Genomic DNA, 15480 nt, shown 5'->3' with positions numbered 1-15480 from the left:
ATGGCTCCGCGGATGTTGACGGTCGGGAGGCCGGACCGGTCCAGCACCTGCTCGGCGACTCAGTGGGCCCGTTGCTGCGGCGACCAGTTGGCGATGAGTCCGCCGAGCCACGCGCGCCGTTCTTCCTCCGGTGCGGTCATCTTGTCGAACGTCATGAACGACTGCTCGTACTCGGAGATGTCGACGAACACCTCGATGTCGCCCTGGGCCCGCGCCCCCGCGCCCATCAGGCTCACGGCGTCGGTGTAGTACGGCGACAGGCTCATGCTGAAGTAGATGCGCCGCACCCCCTTCAGCGCGGCGGTCACGTCGGCCATGGTGAGTAGGTCACCGACGAAGACCTCGGCGCCGGCCTGGCGGAGCGAGTGCGCACACCACCGATCTCGTCGGCGGCACCGGCGATCAGGATGGGATTGCGCTCTGGCATCGAGGTGTCGTCTGTCTGATGGAGGTGGGGCGGCTGTTCGGAGAGCCCATGCAGCGCCTGCGCGTCAGCCGGCCAGCTGGTTCATCTTGCGGATCTGCTTGTCGAAGACCCCGGCGGGAGCGAGACGGCGCAGTACGCGTGCGCGTCCGGCCAGGGGACCGGCGGTGTAGCGCGGCTTCGGCTTCGGGTCGGTCGCTGCCGCGACGATCGCCCTGGCGACGACAGCGGGAGCGTCGCCGTCCCTGACGGCCTCCGCCATGACACGGTCGACGGTCTGCCGCTGCTTCGCGTACGCGTGCAGGGGAGTGTCGGGCTTCGCGCTGTTGGCCTCGAATTCGGTCCTGGTGTAGGCGGGTTCGATGATGAGAGCCCGGACGCCGTGGTCACGGATCTCGTGGTCGAGGGACTCGGTGTAGCCCTCGATCGCGTGCTTGGAGGCGGCGTAGGCGGCCATGTAGGGCTGGGGCAGGAACCCGAGCACGGACGAGATGTTTATGATGCGCCCGCGTCGCTGAGCGCGCATGTGCGGCAGGACCTCGTTCACCATGCGCATGACCCCGAAGACGTTGGTGTCGAAGACGGACTGGGCCTGCTCGACGGAGGTCTCCTCCGCCGCACCCATTGAGCCGACGCCGGCGTTGTTGACCAGGACGTCGATCCGCCCGAACCGCTCGCTCACCTCCTGGACCGTGGCGGCGACCGAGGTGTCACTGGCGACGTCGAGTCCGAGGAACGTCACGCCGTCGAGCGGGGTGACGCGTGAGGTGTCACGGCTTGTGCCGACCACGTTGAATCCGGCTGCGACCAGGGCGAGCGCGGTTTCCTTCCCGATGCCGGATGACGCACCCGTCACGAGTGCCACCGGCTGATCTGTCGTCATCATGGACTCCCGCGCTCACTCGAAACCGATCGGTTTCCTCTACGGTAAACCGATCGGTTTCCGCGTGCAAGTTCAAGCAGGGAGAATGACGTCATGGGCAGGATCAGTGCGCTGGAGAGGCGTGAGAGCGTCATCCGCGCGGCGATCGCCGAGTTCGCGCGCACGGGCTACCGCGGCACCTCCACCGCGGCGATCGCCAAGCGCGTCGGCGTCACGCAGCCGTATCTCTTCCGGCTCTTCCCGGACAAGGAGGCGATCTTCGTCGCCGCTCTGGTGCGGAGCATGGAGGACACCCGCCTGGCTTTCGAGAGGGCGGCCGACGGGGTGGAGGGCGGCGAGCGGGCTCTTCAGGCCATGACGAACGCTTACGCGCAGCTGATCTCGACGCGCCCCGAAACGCTCCTGGTGCAGATGCAGGGATATGCCGCCGTGGCGGCCGCCGAGGCGCAGGGCGATGACCTGATTGGCGAGGTCGTCCGGGCCGGCTGGATGAGTATCTGGGAAGCCGTGCACCTGTCGCTGGGCGCCGATGCCGACGAGACCGCAAGCTTCTTCGCCTGCGGCATGCTCGGCAACACGCTTACGGCCATCGGGCTTCCCGCGAGCGCCGGGAGGTGAGGGGGTTTTCTGGACGGGCGACGCATCAGCGCACGCCTGCCGCGTCGAGCAAGGTGGTCACCGTGGGGGCGATGAGCCCGGTCAGGTTGTCGGCCTGAATTCCCGCGCGGGCGCTGGCTCCGTCGAAGACCAGGCTGAGCTGCCGGGCCAGCAGATCGGGATCGCCCGCCCCGCCCTGCTCGGCCTCGGTACGGAAGAAGGCGGTCAGATTCGCCTTGACCTGATGGGCGACCCGGCTCGCGGGGTGGCTCTGGTCCTTGAGTTCGACCTGCACGGCCAGGTACCGGCAGCCGCGGAACTCGGGGGCGCCGGCCTGTGATTCCACCTGTGCGAAGACGTGCAGGATCCGCTCGCGGGGGGAGCGGCCGTCGTCCGCCGCAGGCAGGAGAGTCGCCACGTATGCGGAGGCGCGCTCCTTGAGGCTTGCTGCCAGGAGTTCGTCCTTGCTCTCGAACAGCTGGTACATGGAGCGCTTCGACACCCCCGCCGCCTTGCACAGCGCCTCGACGCCGATGCTGACGCCGTCTCGGTAGGTGAGCGTGGCCGCCGCCTCCAGCAGCCGCTCCCTGGGGCTCAGTTTCACTTCGGTGGTCATATCGCGAGGTTAACCCGAAGCGGACGAAATAAAAACCGATCGGTTTCCAGGGGGTTCCGGAGGAGAGGCTCGGCGACGGCCCGGTCAGGTGATCGGCCGGATCGGCGTTCGCGCCGACCTAGAACACGGCGAACAGCAGCGCGAGTACGCCCGTGATGACGCCGTTCGCGATCCACAGAGGCTTGGCGCGCAGGGCGCGGAAGGGGGGAATGCCACTCATGATGTACGTGTCTCTCGGTCGGGGGACGCGGAACGTTTCGCCGGAGGATGCCAGCCACCGGTGACTTCCTTGACAGGCTTGTGGGGGAAGCGACGCCGGGCGTACTCCTGCGCATGGGAGCCCGGCAGGACGTACAGGGTTTCCTTCTTGTCCTGGAGCGGGCGCAGCACGGTGTCCATGAACGTCTTGCGGTCGTCCAGGTACGGGCCCAGGACGTCCTCGCCGGCGGGGCAGACGGCAAGGCAGTAGCCGGACTTGTAGCCGGGCGGCGAGCTGAGGCTCTGCCACATGGAGGCGCTCTCGGAATCAGTGACGCGGGAGCGGTAATCGGCGGCGTCCTCGCTGTCGGCCACCGTCTGCGCCCAGTCGGTGAACCCGCTCATGAACTCGCGGTAGTTGTGCGTGGTGCAGGCCAGCGCGTCGAAGGCGCCGTCCTTGGCGATGGCGCCGACCGGACAGGCGGCGACGCACAACTTGCAGTCGATGCAGGGGGTGTAGTCCAGCGCCTGCCCGTACTCGCTCACCTCCGCGTCCACCAGGACGGTCACGAGCAGGACGAAGCTGCCGAACTTCGGGTGGATGACGTTGCGGTGCAGGCCCATCACGCCGAGCCCGGCGGCCACCGCGACCGTCTTGTGCGCCACCACTCAGATCCGCTCGCTGGGGAAGCGGTCCATCTCCTGGGGGAAGCCGACGGACGGGTTGAGGGCGCGGTAGCCGGCGTCCTGGAGGGCCTGGGTGACGCTGCGGGCGGCGTGGTTGGCCTGTTCGTCGGTCTGGTGGAACTCCTGGTTGGCCACGCTGCGGGCGGGGGAGCGGCAGTTGTCGCGGTTCATCCGGACCGCCATCGCGATCAGGGTGCGGGTGCCGGGCAGCGCGGACTGCGCGTGCTCACGCTCGCCGGCCAGATCGGGGTGATCCAGGCTGACCGGGGCGGCGTCGTCCGCGCCGGCAGCGAGGCAGAGCTCGCGCAGCCATTCCGCGTCGATCACCGCCGACGGACGCGCGATGCCGCCGGACCTGCGCTGGGCGAGTACAGCCTGCACCGACGGGTGGGCCGCCAGCTTCGCCGGAAGCCTGGGATAAGCGGGTTGCCCCTCGGCGTCGCGCGCGGCAGTCATCCGTGCTCCTAGGGATGCGGGTCCAGGCTCGCCATCACGGCGAGAAACCGATCAGTTTCATCACCGTAAACCGATCGGTTTCTGCGCGCAAGCCCAAGTGGCGAGCCTCCGCTTCGGGCCGCCGATCAAGTTCCTTGCGGACGTTGGTGATCGATCGTCAGGTGATCAGGGCTCAGTCCCGCGAATTGGTCCCGGTCGCTGAATGTCTGTGAGGCCCGGGGAGTCTGTTGGGCTTGCGCCTGGAAACCGATCGGTTTACCTTGGTGGAAACCGATCGGTTTCTCATTCTGTGGAGGCAGTCATGACCGCACTCAAGGGCGCCGGCGTCTTCGTCACCGGCGGCAGCCGGGGTATTGGCAAGGCGCTGGTGGAGGAGCTGTACGCGCGCGGTGCCCGCAAGGTCTACGCCACGGCCCGCGACCCGCGCACGGTGACGCACCCTGATGCGGTACCGGTGGCGCTGGAGGTCACCGACCCGGCCTCCGTGGCGGCCGCCGCCGCGCAGGCGCAAGACGTGACCGTGCTGATCAACAACGCCGGTGCCTCGGTCGGCGCGTCATTCCTCGATTCCCCGGTCGACGACGTACGCCGGGAGTTCGAGACCAACTTCTACGGTCCGCTGCTTCTCACCCGCGCCTTCGTGCCCCTCATCGAGCGCAACGGCGGCGGCCACCTCCTCAACGTGCACTCCGTGCTCTCCTGGCTGGCTCTCGGCGGCTCCTACAGCGCATCCAAGGCCGCCCTGTGGTCGCAGACCAACTCCCTGCGCCTGGAGCTGCAGCCGCGCGGCATCGCGGTCACCGGACTTCACGTCGGCTACGTCGACACGGACCTGGCGGCGGACGTCGAGGCACCCAAGTCCGACCCGCGTGACGTCGCCGCACTCGCCCTCGACGGCGTCGAGACGGGCGCGTACGAGGTGCTCGCCGATGACATCTCGCGGCAGGTCAAGGCCGGCCTGGCCGGCGAACTGGCCGGCCTGTACGCCCAGCTGGCGAAGTAACCCCCTTTACACCCGAGGAGTCGGCGAGATGCCCAGCCACGAGTCACGTCCCACGATCCACATTCCGGGAACCACCAGCCACACCATCGCCCCGCGCGCGGGGCGCGACGGCCGCGCGGGAACCCTGCGTTACCTCAAGGCGGGCACCGGCGCCCCCCTGGTCCTGCTGCACACCGTGCGCACGCAGGCCGAGCACTTCCGCTCCCTCATCCCGCTGATCGCGGACCAGTACACCGTGTATGCCCTCGACCTGCCGGGGATGGGCTACTCCGAGATCGTGCCCGGGGCGTCGTACGACGAGCCGGCCATGCGCGCGGGCGTCGAGCGGCTCCTGACCGAACTCGACCTCCACGACGTGACGTTGGTCGGGGAGTCCATGGGGGCGGTGCTCGCCCTGACCGCCGCGGCCGACCTGCCCGAGCGGGTCCGGCGCGTCGTCGCGGTGAACGCGTACGACTTCCGCGGCGGTATCGCCCGGTCCAGTCTTCTCGCCCGTGTGGTGGTTGGCGGTGTCCTCACTCCGGGGGTGGGCACGGTGGTCGCCGGGGTGGAGCCCAAGCCCGTCGTCCGCAGGATCCTGCAGGGCGGGCTGGTCGACAAGACCGCGCTGCGGGAGGACTACCTCGACGAACTCCTCCAGGTGGGCGGCCGCCCCGGCTACCCGACCGTCGCCCGGGCCGTGTACCAGAGCCTGCCCAGCCTCATCGCCGCCCGCTCGCGCTACCCCGAGGCCAAGGCGCCCGTCCACCTCGTCTACGGCGAGAAGGACTGGTCCCGTCCTTCGGACCGGCAAGCCAACAAGGAGTTGCTGCCGGCCGCCGACTTCACGCAGGTCCCCAAGACCGGCCACTTCATCGCCCTGGAACGGCCCGACGTGCTGGCCGACCTGTTGAACGCGGTGGCCTGACCCCCGAGACCACTGACATAAGTCATCCCCGAATTGGACTAGACAACAAGTAACCCCCGGGTCGATGACCTGGGGGTTCGTATTGGAGCGGGTGACGAGAATCGAACTCGCGCTCTCAGCTTGGGAAGCGACGGCGCTTGGATGGTGGTACTGCTTCTGACCTGCAGTTATGTTGCCGCAAAGCGGCTTCGGAGGGCTGGCTTCGTGCCGCTGTTTACCGTTGTTGCCCGGTCTTATGGGCACGCTTTGGGCACGGACCCACAGGGGGACGGTGTGCACACTCCCGTGACAGCGTATGCGGTCCGAGGGCAGCGGTGGCCCAGTGGGCGGCCACGTTCGGCCGAGCAGAGCAGCCGGGTCAGTGCGGAGGCGTCGAAGATCCTCTGCGCTGCCCTCATCCAATGCCTCGACAGAGTTCGACACCCGCTTTGGGAGTGGGATCGAATCCTTGCCGAGTGCGCTCGTCGGTGCTATCTGATGTTGTTTTCCCTGGTCAGCAACATGCGGGCCGTGCACTCAATCCCGCGCATGACGCTCCGTCGCGGACGCAAATGTTCGTCTGGGGGTTCGGGACTGATCAGGAGTGCTCACCTGCTGGCGGCCACTCATCGAGTCTCACTCACGACCCGATAAGCCCCATGAGGCGGCTGGGAGGCGGCGGTGTGGCGGCGCGCGAGCAGGTCGCGGTGCCACCGCAGCACCGTGTCCGGACGCATCAGCAACCGCAGCCTGGGCGGCACGTCCTTCGGGAGCTGGCGCAGCGGCGCCGCCATGAATGCCCGATCACCCGGGTGGAACCGCACCCTCTTCTTGCCGAGTCGGCGGTCCAGGACGGTGATCTGATGGCGCAGGACGAGGATCTTGACGTCCTTGTCCCTGTCGCTCATCGCCAGCAGACGCAGCATGGCGGTGTCAGGATCACCGACATCTACGGGGAGCGGCTGACCGTCGACGGCACCGCCGTGCAGCCGGACGTCGCGCAGCCGACGGGCGTCCAGTTCGCCCGGCATTGACCAGCCCGCCGGACAGCCTTCACCGGTCCGCAACCGAGCACGACCGCCGTTCGAATCCCGGGCCGGGCACTGTTAGGCTGCGCCCCCCTGTTGTTAAACATGCAACTAACGTGCACATCATCGCCGGGAGAGGGCGACGGAGGGATGCTCCTCGACGACGCGTCCGCGGAGTTCCACGAATTCTTCGAACGCCACTATGCCGAACTCGCCCGTCTGGCACACCTCCTGACCGGCGAGACCGACGCGGCGGACGACCTCGCGGCGGATGCCCTGGTCGCCCTGTGGCAGCGCTGGGACCGGTTGCGGCAGGCCGACCACCCGCTCGCCTACGCCCGCGGTGTGGTGGCCAACCTGGCGCGCGGACGGATCCGCAGCGCGGTGCGCGAGCGACGCCGGATCACGCTGATCTGGTCCCGCAGCCCCGAGAAGGTGGAGGGGCCGGACACGGCGGCCGTACTGGACGTCCGCGCGGCGCTCGCCCGGCTGCCGTACCGCAAGCGCGCCTGCGTGGTGCTGCGGCACGCCTTCGACCTGTCGGAGAAGGACACGGCGGCAGCGCTGGGCATATCGGTCGGCACGGTGAAGAGCCAGACCTCGAAGGGAATGGCCGAGCTGGAAAGGATACTGGGCGCACGAGCGGCCGGGGACCTGGTGGCAGGGAGGAGGAACCGGTGAACGACGAGATCGCCCGTCAGCTGCGCGAGGCCGCCGAGGCGCACCGGCCCGACCGCGCGCGGATGCTGGCCCGGGTGCAACGCGGCATGGCCGGCCCCGCCGTCCGTCACCGCGCGCGGCCGTTCGCGAGGTCCGGGACCAGGGTCGCGCTCGCCGGGCTCGCCGCCACCGGCATGCTGGCGACCGGCGGCCTCGCCGTCGCCGCCATCGTCGCGCACTCGTCGCCGCCGGCCACCGTGACCACGCCTGCCACCCCGTCCCCGACCGTCAGCTCCCCGCACCCGACATCGGGCCGCCCCACCCCCGTCGCGCCGGCCCCGGCCACCACCCCGGGCAGCGCGCGCCCGACTCCGCCGGCCACCAGTCCCTCGCCGGCCGCCGGCGAGAGCCAGAACGGGCCGCTGTGGTCGGCCGGCTCGTTGGACCCGGGCAGCACCGTCTACTGGACGCAGAGCAACCTCGCCCTCAAGACGACCCGGCCCCTCACCTCGCTCACGGTCGAGATCCGGATCGCGCAGACCGGCGGGGTGAAGAACACCGGCACCTGGCAGACCCTGCCGAGCGATGACTTCACCATCACCACCCGGGAGGCCGACGGCATGCTGGTCTACCGCTGGGTCCTCAAGCCGGGCCTGACCGTGCCGGCCGCGAGCTATGAGTTTGCCGCCCAGTTCAACAACGGCACCGGCGTGCGCAGTGCCGCGGGCGACGGCTACCGCGTCGACGCGCAGGGTTCGGGCGGCTCCGCGTCGGTCCGGGGAGGGTTCGTCCCGACCCGGTGAACGCCGCTGTGCGGCAAGGGGACGAGTCCCCTTGCCGCACAGCTCGATGGGAGAACAAGTACCCGCACTGCTGGTACGGGGTCCAGTCGGCCGGGCCGACGTCGGTCCCGTCGGGGTAGGTGGCCTCCATGGTGGCCGGCGGGTCGCCGTGGAACTGGGTGCGGACGGTGACAGCGGCCGTGAAAACTCTTCCCCCCGATCGCGGCAACCTTTGTGTGCGTGGCGGCAACTGGCAGGTAACCGGGTCCGGATCAAGGCCCGCTGTGCCAGAAGGACATGCCGTTGTCAGATCAGAACCGCTCTCATCGCCGCCGTCCGGCTACCCGCCGCGTGCTCGCCGCCGCCGTGGTCCTCGCCGCCGCGGGTGCCGCCGTACCGCTGGTCGCGCTGGCCGCACGCACGCCGGAGGCCCGCACACCGACCCTGGCCGCCGCGGCGACCGGCAGCGGCCGCTACTTCGGCACGGCAGTGTCCTCGGGCAGGCTCGGCGACTCGACGTACTCCACCATTCTCGACCGGGAGTTCAACATGATCACCCCGGAGAACGAGATGAAGTGGGACACCGTCGAACCCTCCCGCGGGAACTTCAACTTCAGCCCGGCCGACGCGATCGTGGGCCACGCCGCCGCGCACGGCCAGCGCATGCGCGGCCACACCCTGGTCTGGCACTCCCAACTGCCCGGCTGGGTCAAGTCCATCACCGACGCCAACACCCTGCGCAGTGTGATGGACAACCACATCACCACCGAGATGACCCACTACAAGGGCAAGATCTACGCCTGGGACGTGGTCAACGAGGCGTTCGCCGACGGCGGCAGCGGTCAGCACCGCAGCTCGGTCTTCCAGGACGTGCTGGGCAACGGCTTCATCGAGGAAGCCTTCCGCACGGCCCGGAACGCCGACCCCTCCGCCAAGCTCTGCTACAACGACTACAACATCGAGAACTGGACCGACGCCAAGACGCAGGGCGTCTACGCGATGGTCAAGGACTTCAAGTCCCGCGGTGTGCCCATCGACTGCGTCGGCTTCCAGAGCCACTTCGGCGCCGGCGGCCCGCCGGCCGGCTTCCAGACCACGCTGTCCAAGTTCGCCGCGCTCGGCGTGGACGTACAGATCACCGAACTCGACATCGCCCAGGCGTCCGCCACCGCGTACGCCAACACCGTGCAGGACTGCCTCAACGTCGCTCGCTGCACCGGCATCACGGTGTGGGGCATCCGCGACAGCGACTCCTGGCGCACCGGTGAGAACCCGCTGCTGTTCGACAACAGTGGTAACAAGAAGCCCGCCTACGACGCGGTACTCACCACCCTGGGCGGCAGCAGCGGCGGGGGCACGGCGGGCGGCGGTACGACGGCCGGGGACATCACCTCCGGCACCGTCTACACGCTCTCCAACGCGGCCGCCGGACGCGTTCTCGACGAGCCCGCGGGATACAACGGCAACGGCACCCCGCTCCAGGTGTGGGACGCCAGCGGTGCCGCCAACCAGCAGTGGCGGGCCACCAAGAACGGCGACGGCTCCTTCACGCTGACCAACATCGCCGGCGGCCGGGTCCTGGACGAGCCGGGCAACCAGACCGGCAACGGTACGAACACGCAGGTCTGGGACTCCAACGGCGGCGCCAACCAGCACTGGAAGGCCGCCCGGAACAGCGACGGCTCCTACACCCTGACCAACGTCGCCAGCGGCCGAGCCCTGGAGACCCCCGGCGGCAAGACCGCCAACGGCACCCCCGTCCAGATCTGGGACTCCAACGGCGGCGGCGCCAACCAGCGCTGGAACTTCAGGACGTCGACGTCGGCCTCGACAACGCCCACGCGGACGGGCGCCACGTGTGCTCTTCCGTCGACGTACCGGTGGAGCTCGACCGATCCGCTGGCGCAGCCGGCGAACGGGTGGGACGCGGTGAAGGACTTCACCACCGTGACGTACAACGGCAAGCACCTGGTCTACGCGTCGAGCGTGTCGGGATCGTCGTACGGCTCGATGATGTTCAAGCCCTTCACGAACTGGGCGGACATGGTGTCGGCCGGCCAGACCGGCATGAGCCAGAAAGCGGTGGCGCCCACACTGTTCTACTTCGCGCCCAAGAACATCTGGGTGCTGGCGTCCCAGTGGGGCGCGTCGCCCTTCGTCTACCGCACGTCGAGCGACCCCACCAACCCGGGCGGCTGGTCCGCGCCGCAGCCGCTGTTCACCGGCAGCATCCCCCGCACCGAATCCGCCACCGGCCCGATCGACCAGACCCTGATCGCCGACGGCCAGAACATGTACCTGTTCTTCGCCGGCGACAACGGCAAGATCTACCGGGCGAGCATGCCGATCGGGAACTTCCCGGGCAACTTCGGCTCGTCGTACACGACGGTCATGAGCGATTCGACGAAGAACCTGTTCGAGGCGCCGCAGGTCTACAAGGTCCAGGGCCAGAACCAGTACCTCATGATCGTCGAGGCTCGGGGTGCGAACGAGCAGCGCTACTTCCGCTCGTTCACCGCCTCCAGCCTGAGTGGTTCCTGGACCCCGCAGGCCGCCGGCGAGAGCAACCCCTTCGCGGGCAAGGCCAACAGCGGTGCCACCTGGACCAACGACATCAGCCACGGTGACCTGGTCCGCGACAACCCCGACCAGACCATGACCATCGACCCCTGCCACCTGCAGTTCCTCTACCAGGGCAAGTCCCCCACCGCGACCGGCCCCTACGACCGACTGCCGTGGCGGCCGGGTGTCCTCACCCTGCAGCGCTGACCCGCCTGATCCACGGTGATGGCGATCGGGTGCGGTGCACCGGCGCGTAGACGAGCGGTCTACGGCGTGGGCACCTCCACCCGCTGACCGCTGCTCACCGCCTCGAGGAACCCCAGCCGTGCGCCGGCTGGGGTTCCCATCGTTTGGGGACCAGGCGGAGGCTCGGCGAGGCTTGTCGGGCTGATGGGTGGGCTCCTGGTCCTGCGTCAGCACGATCATCCCCTTCGCCAAGGCTGCCTCGATCGGCGCCCGCACCGACGGCGGCATGGCCGGCGCTGACCGGAGAAGGCCTCAGCCCGACGAAGATGACGAAATGCGCCCCCACCGAAGAGATGGGGGCGCATTCGTCAGCTTCGTCTACTTGAGTGCTGTACCGCCCGAGTTGTGGTACGCGATCGTCTTGTTGATCAGGTTTCCGCCGTCGGTCTCGACCGAGGTTTGTTCCTGCTGCCCTGGACCGAAGAACAGGCCGGCGACATGGGCGTTCGCCACCTGGTCCATGTGCCCGAAGAACCAGTCCACCTTGTCGTCCTTGTAATGGTTGAGCGTGTTGTTCTGCGCCATGTTGCCCACGGGGATCTGCCACAGGGCCACCGGCTTGCCCACGGACTCGGCCATCGTCTTGTAGAACTGCAGCGCGGCGGCGGCCTTCTGGTCGGTCCAGAAGTGGTCACTGCCGCCGTGGGCCGGCTGTGCGTACCAGCCTGCGTCGCGGTCCGACACATCGGTGGCCAGGAAGTCGGCGTTCTGCGCCCCGAGGTTCGCGTAGTCCTTGACGCATGCCTGTGTGTTGGTCTGCCAGTCGAAGCAGGAAAGGTGCAGCCCCACGGCGGTGTTCGGTGCGTACTTGTGCGTCATCGAGATCAGGCAGCGGGCGAGTCCGGCGGCGCTGTTCTCCTGCGATCCGCAATCCGTCGGATTTGCGCCCGAGACCTGCGCGGGAACCTGGTGCGGATTGCCGAGCGACCGGACGTAGCCCCAGAAGTCGGGCTCAAGGTCGATCGCGTCGTGCGACGTGCCGATCTTCTGGAGGAAGAACCGGTAGTCGTTCAGGTACCGGGTGAGCAGGTCAAGCCGGTTGATGGCCTTGACCTCGCCCGGACCGTCGCCCTCGCCTGCCGCATCCCCGAGGTCGCGCAACGAGTACCAGGTCCAGAGCATCTTCTGCGGACGCGCGCTGCCCTTGTACGTCGCCTCGGCCGCCACGCTGTCCCGCCAGGTCACGTAAGTGCCGGGCGCCGTGGTGCTGCCGTTCCAGCAGCCCCACCAACCCGACCAATCGTCGTGGCAGCGCGCTGCCGAGTAGTAGTCCGACGAGGGCGCGGGCTGGCTGTGCACATAGGCGTACCGCACGTCGAACGGCGCGGCGGCCGCCGAGGCGTCGGACATCGAGCCGCCGATGAGCACCGTGCTGCTGCCCATGAATCGTGTCGTCGAGCTGCCGCCACCGGCCACGGGAGACGGCGTGGACGACGGCGTCGACGACGGGTGCGAGCTGCTCGGAGCCGGACTGGTGGGAACGCTGCTGCTCGGCGCGGTGGGCGTACCGGAGCTGCCGACGCTCCCGGCCGGGACGAGTTGCCACTGCTGATCGGCGCCGCCCCGGTCGCGGTTCTGGACGACACCGCTCCCGTTGGCTTTGGCGGCGTTGTGGACATCGACGGCCATGCCACTGAAGCGATTGACCAAACGCACGTAGCCGTTCGGCGACTTGGCCAGTTTGAACTGCTGGTTGGTGCCGTTCAGGTCTTTCCACTGCACGATGGCGGAGCCGGCGGTCTTCGACCAGCCGAGGTCGTCCAGCACCTTGCCGGAGTTCCGGTTCTGCAGCCGGTAGTACCCGTCACCCGCGTCGATGAACCGCCACTGCTGGTTGGGGCCGCCATGACGGCTCCACTGCACCACCGCCGCGCCGTCGTTCTTGGCGGAGGCGCGGTCGTCCAGCACCTTGCCGCTGTTGCGGTTGACCAGCACGTACCACTTCTTCAGATCCAGGGTTTGCTGCGCCGAAGCCTGGCTGACCACGACAGCCGAGCCGGCCACGACCACCATGGCGAGACCCGCCCAGAGACCCCGACGCGCGAGCAACCGACGGCCACGATGCTTCGGGCGACCACCGCGGGCGTCGCCGTCGGCACGGTGGCCGCCGACGCGGGACGCCATCGATGACGTGGGTGGGCCGGGGACATGTCTGTGCTCTCGTTCCAGGGACATGCCTTTGCTCTCTTTCAGCCGTTGCATCTGACCGGACCACTTGGCCGGACGACACTGAGTGGTCACAGAGGCCGCAAAGGTTGCCGCGAAGATCCACAGATTTTTTTCGCCTTGACCGCTTCCCGTTCGCCGCGGAGCACGGCACGGCCAACGCCGGCGGCGGCGAACGCCTGATGGCTGGTCGGGGAGGGTGCGGGACGGCAGCGAGATCCCGACCCGGCAAGGCCGCTCCGAGCGCCTCGCCGACCTTGCGGCAGGGCATTCCCGTGTTGCCCTTCCACACCCCTGTGGATGACCCACTCCGGCAGGGGGCTCGCCGATCCAGCAGCCTGTGGGCCCTGAGCGAGATCGGGTCCGATGCGCTTGCGGACCACCTGGCCGCCCAACGAGAAGCCCACCATCCTGGGCCCCACCCGTGACCGCCGGCATCTCCGACACCCTCGCCCTGGGCATCCTGTGCGAGGGGTACGGCATGTACTGGAAACGCGACCGCTGATCACCCCACACAGCAAAAAAGCCCGGGTCTCTGACCTGGGCCTTAATCATGGAGCGGGTGACGAGAATCGAACTCGCGCTCTCAGCTTGGGAAGCGACGGCGCTTGGACAGCGACCTTGCTGTTGACCTGCGCTTATGTAGCTTGGTGGCGGCTTCGTGAGGCGAGGTTCGCACCGTTGTTGACCGCTGTTGTCCGCTCTTCAGGGCACGCTGTGGGCACGGCGCCGTGATGGATGAGCCGACTGGGTCAGCAGGCGCCTTTCGGGCTCGGCATGACTTGGCTCGCAGGCGGACTGAGCGGCCGCATCGCGACTGCATACGTCGACGCCGTGCCCCATGTACGTGGTCCGCTGCGCGTCGAGCCGTCACCCCGGGCTGCGGCAACAGCTCCCGGCGCTCGTTGACCTCGACACCCCCCGAGCTGCCGCGAAGCTCTGCCTGTAGGCGCCAACCGCAACGCGATCACCCGAATCAAGGCCGTGTTCGACCAGACCAGCCCGTTGATTAGGTGCGCGGATGGCTTTTCGGGATTGATTAGTCGGTGGCTTCGACTCCCTGATCAACCCCGCGTCCCGGAGTTTCGGTTGTGCCTGAACCCAACCGGACAGAAGGGAGCGGGGCCGTGTCCCGTTCACTCCGTAAGAGAATCGCCGGCGCCCTGGCCGTCGCCGCCTTGGTGGGTGGGTCGCTGACCCTGACCGCCACTGAGGCCGGTGCTGCCACCTTCCCTCCGCCTCGTCCCACCCCCCACGCCGCTTGCAACTCCCCCGTCTTTACCGCCTGTGTCGCGATCTCCAACCACAGCGTGGACGCGCACAGCTGGCGGATCAGTGTCACCGAGCCCAACGGCCACCGGTGGGATCGGTGCCTCACGGGCGCCGATCCCCACGAGACGAGCTACTACCCGAGCGTGTGGTTCTCCAACAGCGACCGGGTCTCCCTGACGGCCTTCCGCGGCGGGAGCTGCGAGGGATGGAGCAGGAACGACGACTGGTGGGGCGACTGGAGCTCGACCCCGGACCAGTACCACCTGATCGTCGTCAACAGGCACTGACCGCCGACCACCGCTCGCACCACCGGACCCCTCTCTCCCTGTTGACCCATCCCCCGCAAGGAGCCACTCAAGTGCGCCCCCACGCTCAAACGCCCCCCGAAGCAGAGCCCGCAGTGAACAACAAGAAGAAGAACCGTCGCCGCTGGCTGGCGCCGGTGCTGAGCCTGGGGCTTGCCCCGCTCCTCCTGCTGGCCTCGCCGGGCGCCGCCTCGGCGGACACCTGGTGCTGGAAGCCGGACGGCTACGACATCCGCAAGGGCGACACCACCTGGGCCAAGGCCCAGACCCAGGCCGCCAACACCTTCCAGGACTGGGTGTGGCGCGGCCCCACCTTCCGCTGCCCCGTGAACTCACCCGGCTGCTCCTACAACTGGGGCTACCAGAAGACGACGGGCTGGCAGTGGTCGGTCGGCGTCAGCGTCAGCAACCCGGTCCCGTACCTCAACCAGGTGCTCGCCAGCATCACTCCCTCCTACGGCCGCAACGGCTCCACCTCCACCACGTTCACCTTCTCCACGAACCTGAAGCCGGGGCAGTACGCCCAGCCCGTCCAGGTGGTGGAACGCCGCTGGACTAAGGGCACCTTCGTCGGCGCCTTCCGCACCGACCACTCCGGCTGCGAACACGGCTCGGAGCGGTACTGGTGGGACGGCAACTACGAGTGGGGCAGCTGGCAGGCCAACCTCAGGGTCAACGACTACGGCACCTACAACATCTGGAACTGACG

General features: G+C 68.4%; 16 protein-coding genes. 8 read left to right on the top strand and 8 right to left on the bottom strand.

Going from position 1 to position 15480, the window contains the following annotated elements:
• Positions 1 to 59: 59 nt before the first annotated feature.
• Entirely contained in the window at positions 60 to 317 is a 258-nt protein-coding gene (locus P2Q00_RS36620) for a Rossmann-fold NAD(P)-binding domain-containing protein (RefSeq protein ID WP_275778345.1), read from the bottom strand.
• A gap of 174 nt (positions 318 to 491) precedes the next feature.
• Positions 492 to 1307 carry an oxidoreductase gene (locus P2Q00_RS36615; RefSeq protein WP_275778547.1) on the bottom strand — a complete coding sequence of 272 codons (816 nt, stop codon included), beginning with the start codon at positions 1305 to 1307 and terminating at the stop codon, positions 492 to 494.
• A gap of 93 nt (positions 1308 to 1400) precedes the next feature.
• On the opposite strand from P2Q00_RS36615, the gene P2Q00_RS36610 reads away from it, so the two are divergent.
• Positions 1401 to 1925, top strand: a complete 525-nt coding sequence (locus tag P2Q00_RS36610; protein WP_275778343.1) for a TetR/AcrR family transcriptional regulator — start codon at positions 1401 to 1403, stop codon at positions 1923 to 1925.
• 25 nt (positions 1926 to 1950) lie between these two features.
• On the opposite strand, the gene P2Q00_RS36605 is transcribed toward P2Q00_RS36610, so the two are convergent.
• The 3 genes from P2Q00_RS36605 to P2Q00_RS36595 form a co-directional block, all read right to left on the bottom strand.
• The gene (locus P2Q00_RS36605; RefSeq protein ID WP_275778341.1) at positions 1951 to 2520 is read right to left on the bottom strand and encodes a TetR/AcrR family transcriptional regulator; all 570 of its coding nucleotides are present in this window, start codon (positions 2518 to 2520) and stop codon (positions 1951 to 1953) included.
• 216 nt (positions 2521 to 2736) lie between these two features.
• Positions 2737 to 3384 carry a 4Fe-4S binding protein gene (locus tag P2Q00_RS36600; protein WP_275778340.1) on the bottom strand — a complete coding sequence of 216 codons (648 nt, stop codon included), beginning with the start codon at positions 3382 to 3384 and terminating at the stop codon, positions 2737 to 2739.
• Between the two features lie 3 nt (positions 3385 to 3387).
• On the bottom strand, positions 3388 to 3861 hold the full coding sequence (locus P2Q00_RS36595; protein WP_275778337.1) for a hypothetical protein: 474 nt from the start codon (positions 3859 to 3861) through the stop codon (positions 3388 to 3390).
• A 301-nt stretch (positions 3862 to 4162) separates the two neighbouring features.
• On the opposite strand from P2Q00_RS36595, the gene P2Q00_RS36590 reads away from it, so the two are divergent.
• Complete coding sequence (locus P2Q00_RS36590; RefSeq protein WP_275778335.1) at positions 4163 to 4864, top strand: SDR family oxidoreductase; 702 nt, start codon at positions 4163 to 4165, stop codon at positions 4862 to 4864.
• Positions 4865 to 4892: 28 nt separating this feature from the next.
• The gene (locus P2Q00_RS36585) at positions 4893 to 5771 is read left to right on the top strand and encodes an alpha/beta fold hydrolase (protein ID WP_275778334.1); all 879 of its coding nucleotides are present in this window, start codon (positions 4893 to 4895) and stop codon (positions 5769 to 5771) included.
• Positions 5772 to 6376: 605 nt separating this feature from the next.
• On the opposite strand, the gene P2Q00_RS36580 is transcribed toward P2Q00_RS36585, so the two are convergent.
• On the bottom strand, positions 6377 to 6781 hold the full coding sequence (locus P2Q00_RS36580) for a hypothetical protein (RefSeq protein WP_425579554.1): 405 nt from the start codon (positions 6779 to 6781) through the stop codon (positions 6377 to 6379).
• A 147-nt stretch (positions 6782 to 6928) separates the two neighbouring features.
• On the opposite strand from P2Q00_RS36580, the gene P2Q00_RS36575 reads away from it, so the two are divergent.
• Together P2Q00_RS36575 and P2Q00_RS36570 are read left to right on the top strand one after the other, a co-directional pair.
• The gene (locus tag P2Q00_RS36575; protein WP_275778330.1) at positions 6929 to 7459 is read left to right on the top strand and encodes a SigE family RNA polymerase sigma factor; all 531 of its coding nucleotides are present in this window, start codon (positions 6929 to 6931) and stop codon (positions 7457 to 7459) included.
• Positions 7456 to 8241 carry a hypothetical protein gene (locus P2Q00_RS36570; protein WP_275778328.1) on the top strand — a complete coding sequence of 262 codons (786 nt, stop codon included), beginning with the start codon at positions 7456 to 7458 and terminating at the stop codon, positions 8239 to 8241. The genes P2Q00_RS36575 and P2Q00_RS36570 overlap by 4 nt, the downstream gene beginning before the upstream one ends.
• Here P2Q00_RS36570 and P2Q00_RS36565 read toward each other — a convergent pair.
• Complete coding sequence (locus tag P2Q00_RS36565; RefSeq protein ID WP_275778326.1) at positions 8132 to 8449, bottom strand: hypothetical protein; 318 nt, start codon at positions 8447 to 8449, stop codon at positions 8132 to 8134. The genes P2Q00_RS36570 and P2Q00_RS36565 overlap by 110 nt on opposite strands.
• 68 nt (positions 8450 to 8517) lie before the next feature.
• Between P2Q00_RS36565 and P2Q00_RS36560 the strand changes: the two genes are divergently transcribed.
• The gene (locus P2Q00_RS36560; RefSeq protein ID WP_275778325.1) at positions 8518 to 10989 is read left to right on the top strand and encodes a non-reducing end alpha-L-arabinofuranosidase family hydrolase; all 2472 of its coding nucleotides are present in this window, start codon (positions 8518 to 8520) and stop codon (positions 10987 to 10989) included.
• 357 nt (positions 10990 to 11346) lie between these two features.
• Here the strand turns inward: P2Q00_RS36560 and P2Q00_RS36555 are convergent, their stop codons facing one another.
• Positions 11347 to 13152, bottom strand: a complete 1806-nt coding sequence (locus P2Q00_RS36555) for an RICIN domain-containing protein (protein ID WP_275778323.1) — start codon at positions 13150 to 13152, stop codon at positions 11347 to 11349.
• A 1169-nt stretch (positions 13153 to 14321) separates the two neighbouring features.
• On the opposite strand from P2Q00_RS36555, the gene P2Q00_RS36550 reads away from it, so the two are divergent.
• Together P2Q00_RS36550 and P2Q00_RS36545 are read left to right on the top strand one after the other, a co-directional pair.
• On the top strand, positions 14322 to 14753 hold the full coding sequence (locus P2Q00_RS36550) for a hypothetical protein (RefSeq protein ID WP_275778322.1): 432 nt from the start codon (positions 14322 to 14324) through the stop codon (positions 14751 to 14753).
• A 113-nt stretch (positions 14754 to 14866) separates the two neighbouring features.
• Positions 14867 to 15478, top strand: a complete 612-nt coding sequence (locus P2Q00_RS36545; protein ID WP_275778321.1) for a hypothetical protein — start codon at positions 14867 to 14869, stop codon at positions 15476 to 15478.
• Positions 15479 to 15480: the final 2 nt, after the last annotated feature.

Origin of the sequence: Streptomyces coacervatus (assembly GCF_029223485.1) — a bacterium.
In the GTDB taxonomy this organism is placed as follows: domain Bacteria; phylum Actinomycetota; class Actinomycetes; order Streptomycetales; family Streptomycetaceae; genus Streptomyces; species Streptomyces coacervatus.
Note: the sequence above shows the minus strand (reverse complement) of the source record. Positions and strands in the feature narration are given on the sequence as shown.

Bases quoted from the DNA above. Each gene is read 5' to 3' on its own strand.
- P2Q00_RS36605 (WP_275778341.1), bottom strand. From the start codon at position 2,520: ATGACCACCGAAGTGAAACTGAGCCCCAGGGAGCGGCTGCTGGAGGCG.
- P2Q00_RS36610 (WP_275778343.1), top strand. From the start codon at position 1,401: ATGGGCAGGATCAGTGCGCTGGAGAGGCGTGAGAGCGTCATCCGCGCG.
- P2Q00_RS36590 (WP_275778335.1), top strand. From the start codon at position 4,163: ATGACCGCACTCAAGGGCGCCGGCGTCTTCGTCACCGGCGGCAGCCGG.
- P2Q00_RS36620 (WP_275778345.1), bottom strand. From the start codon at position 317: ATGGCCGACGTGACCGCCGCGCTGAAGGGGGTGCGGCGCATCTACTTC.
- P2Q00_RS36575 (WP_275778330.1), top strand. From the start codon at position 6,929: ATGCTCCTCGACGACGCGTCCGCGGAGTTCCACGAATTCTTCGAACGC.
- P2Q00_RS36615 (WP_275778547.1), bottom strand. From the start codon at position 1,307: ATGACGACAGATCAGCCGGTGGCACTCGTGACGGGTGCGTCATCCGGC.
- P2Q00_RS36555 (WP_275778323.1), bottom strand. From the start codon at position 13,152: ATGGCGTCCCGCGTCGGCGGCCACCGTGCCGACGGCGACGCCCGCGGT.
- P2Q00_RS36585 (WP_275778334.1), top strand. From the start codon at position 4,893: ATGCCCAGCCACGAGTCACGTCCCACGATCCACATTCCGGGAACCACC.
- P2Q00_RS36595 (WP_275778337.1), bottom strand. From the start codon at position 3,861: ATGACTGCCGCGCGCGACGCCGAGGGGCAACCCGCTTATCCCAGGCTT.
- P2Q00_RS36580 (WP_425579554.1), bottom strand. From the start codon at position 6,781: ATGCCGGGCGAACTGGACGCCCGTCGGCTGCGCGACGTCCGGCTGCAC.
- P2Q00_RS36560 (WP_275778325.1), top strand. From the start codon at position 8,518: ATGCCGTTGTCAGATCAGAACCGCTCTCATCGCCGCCGTCCGGCTACC.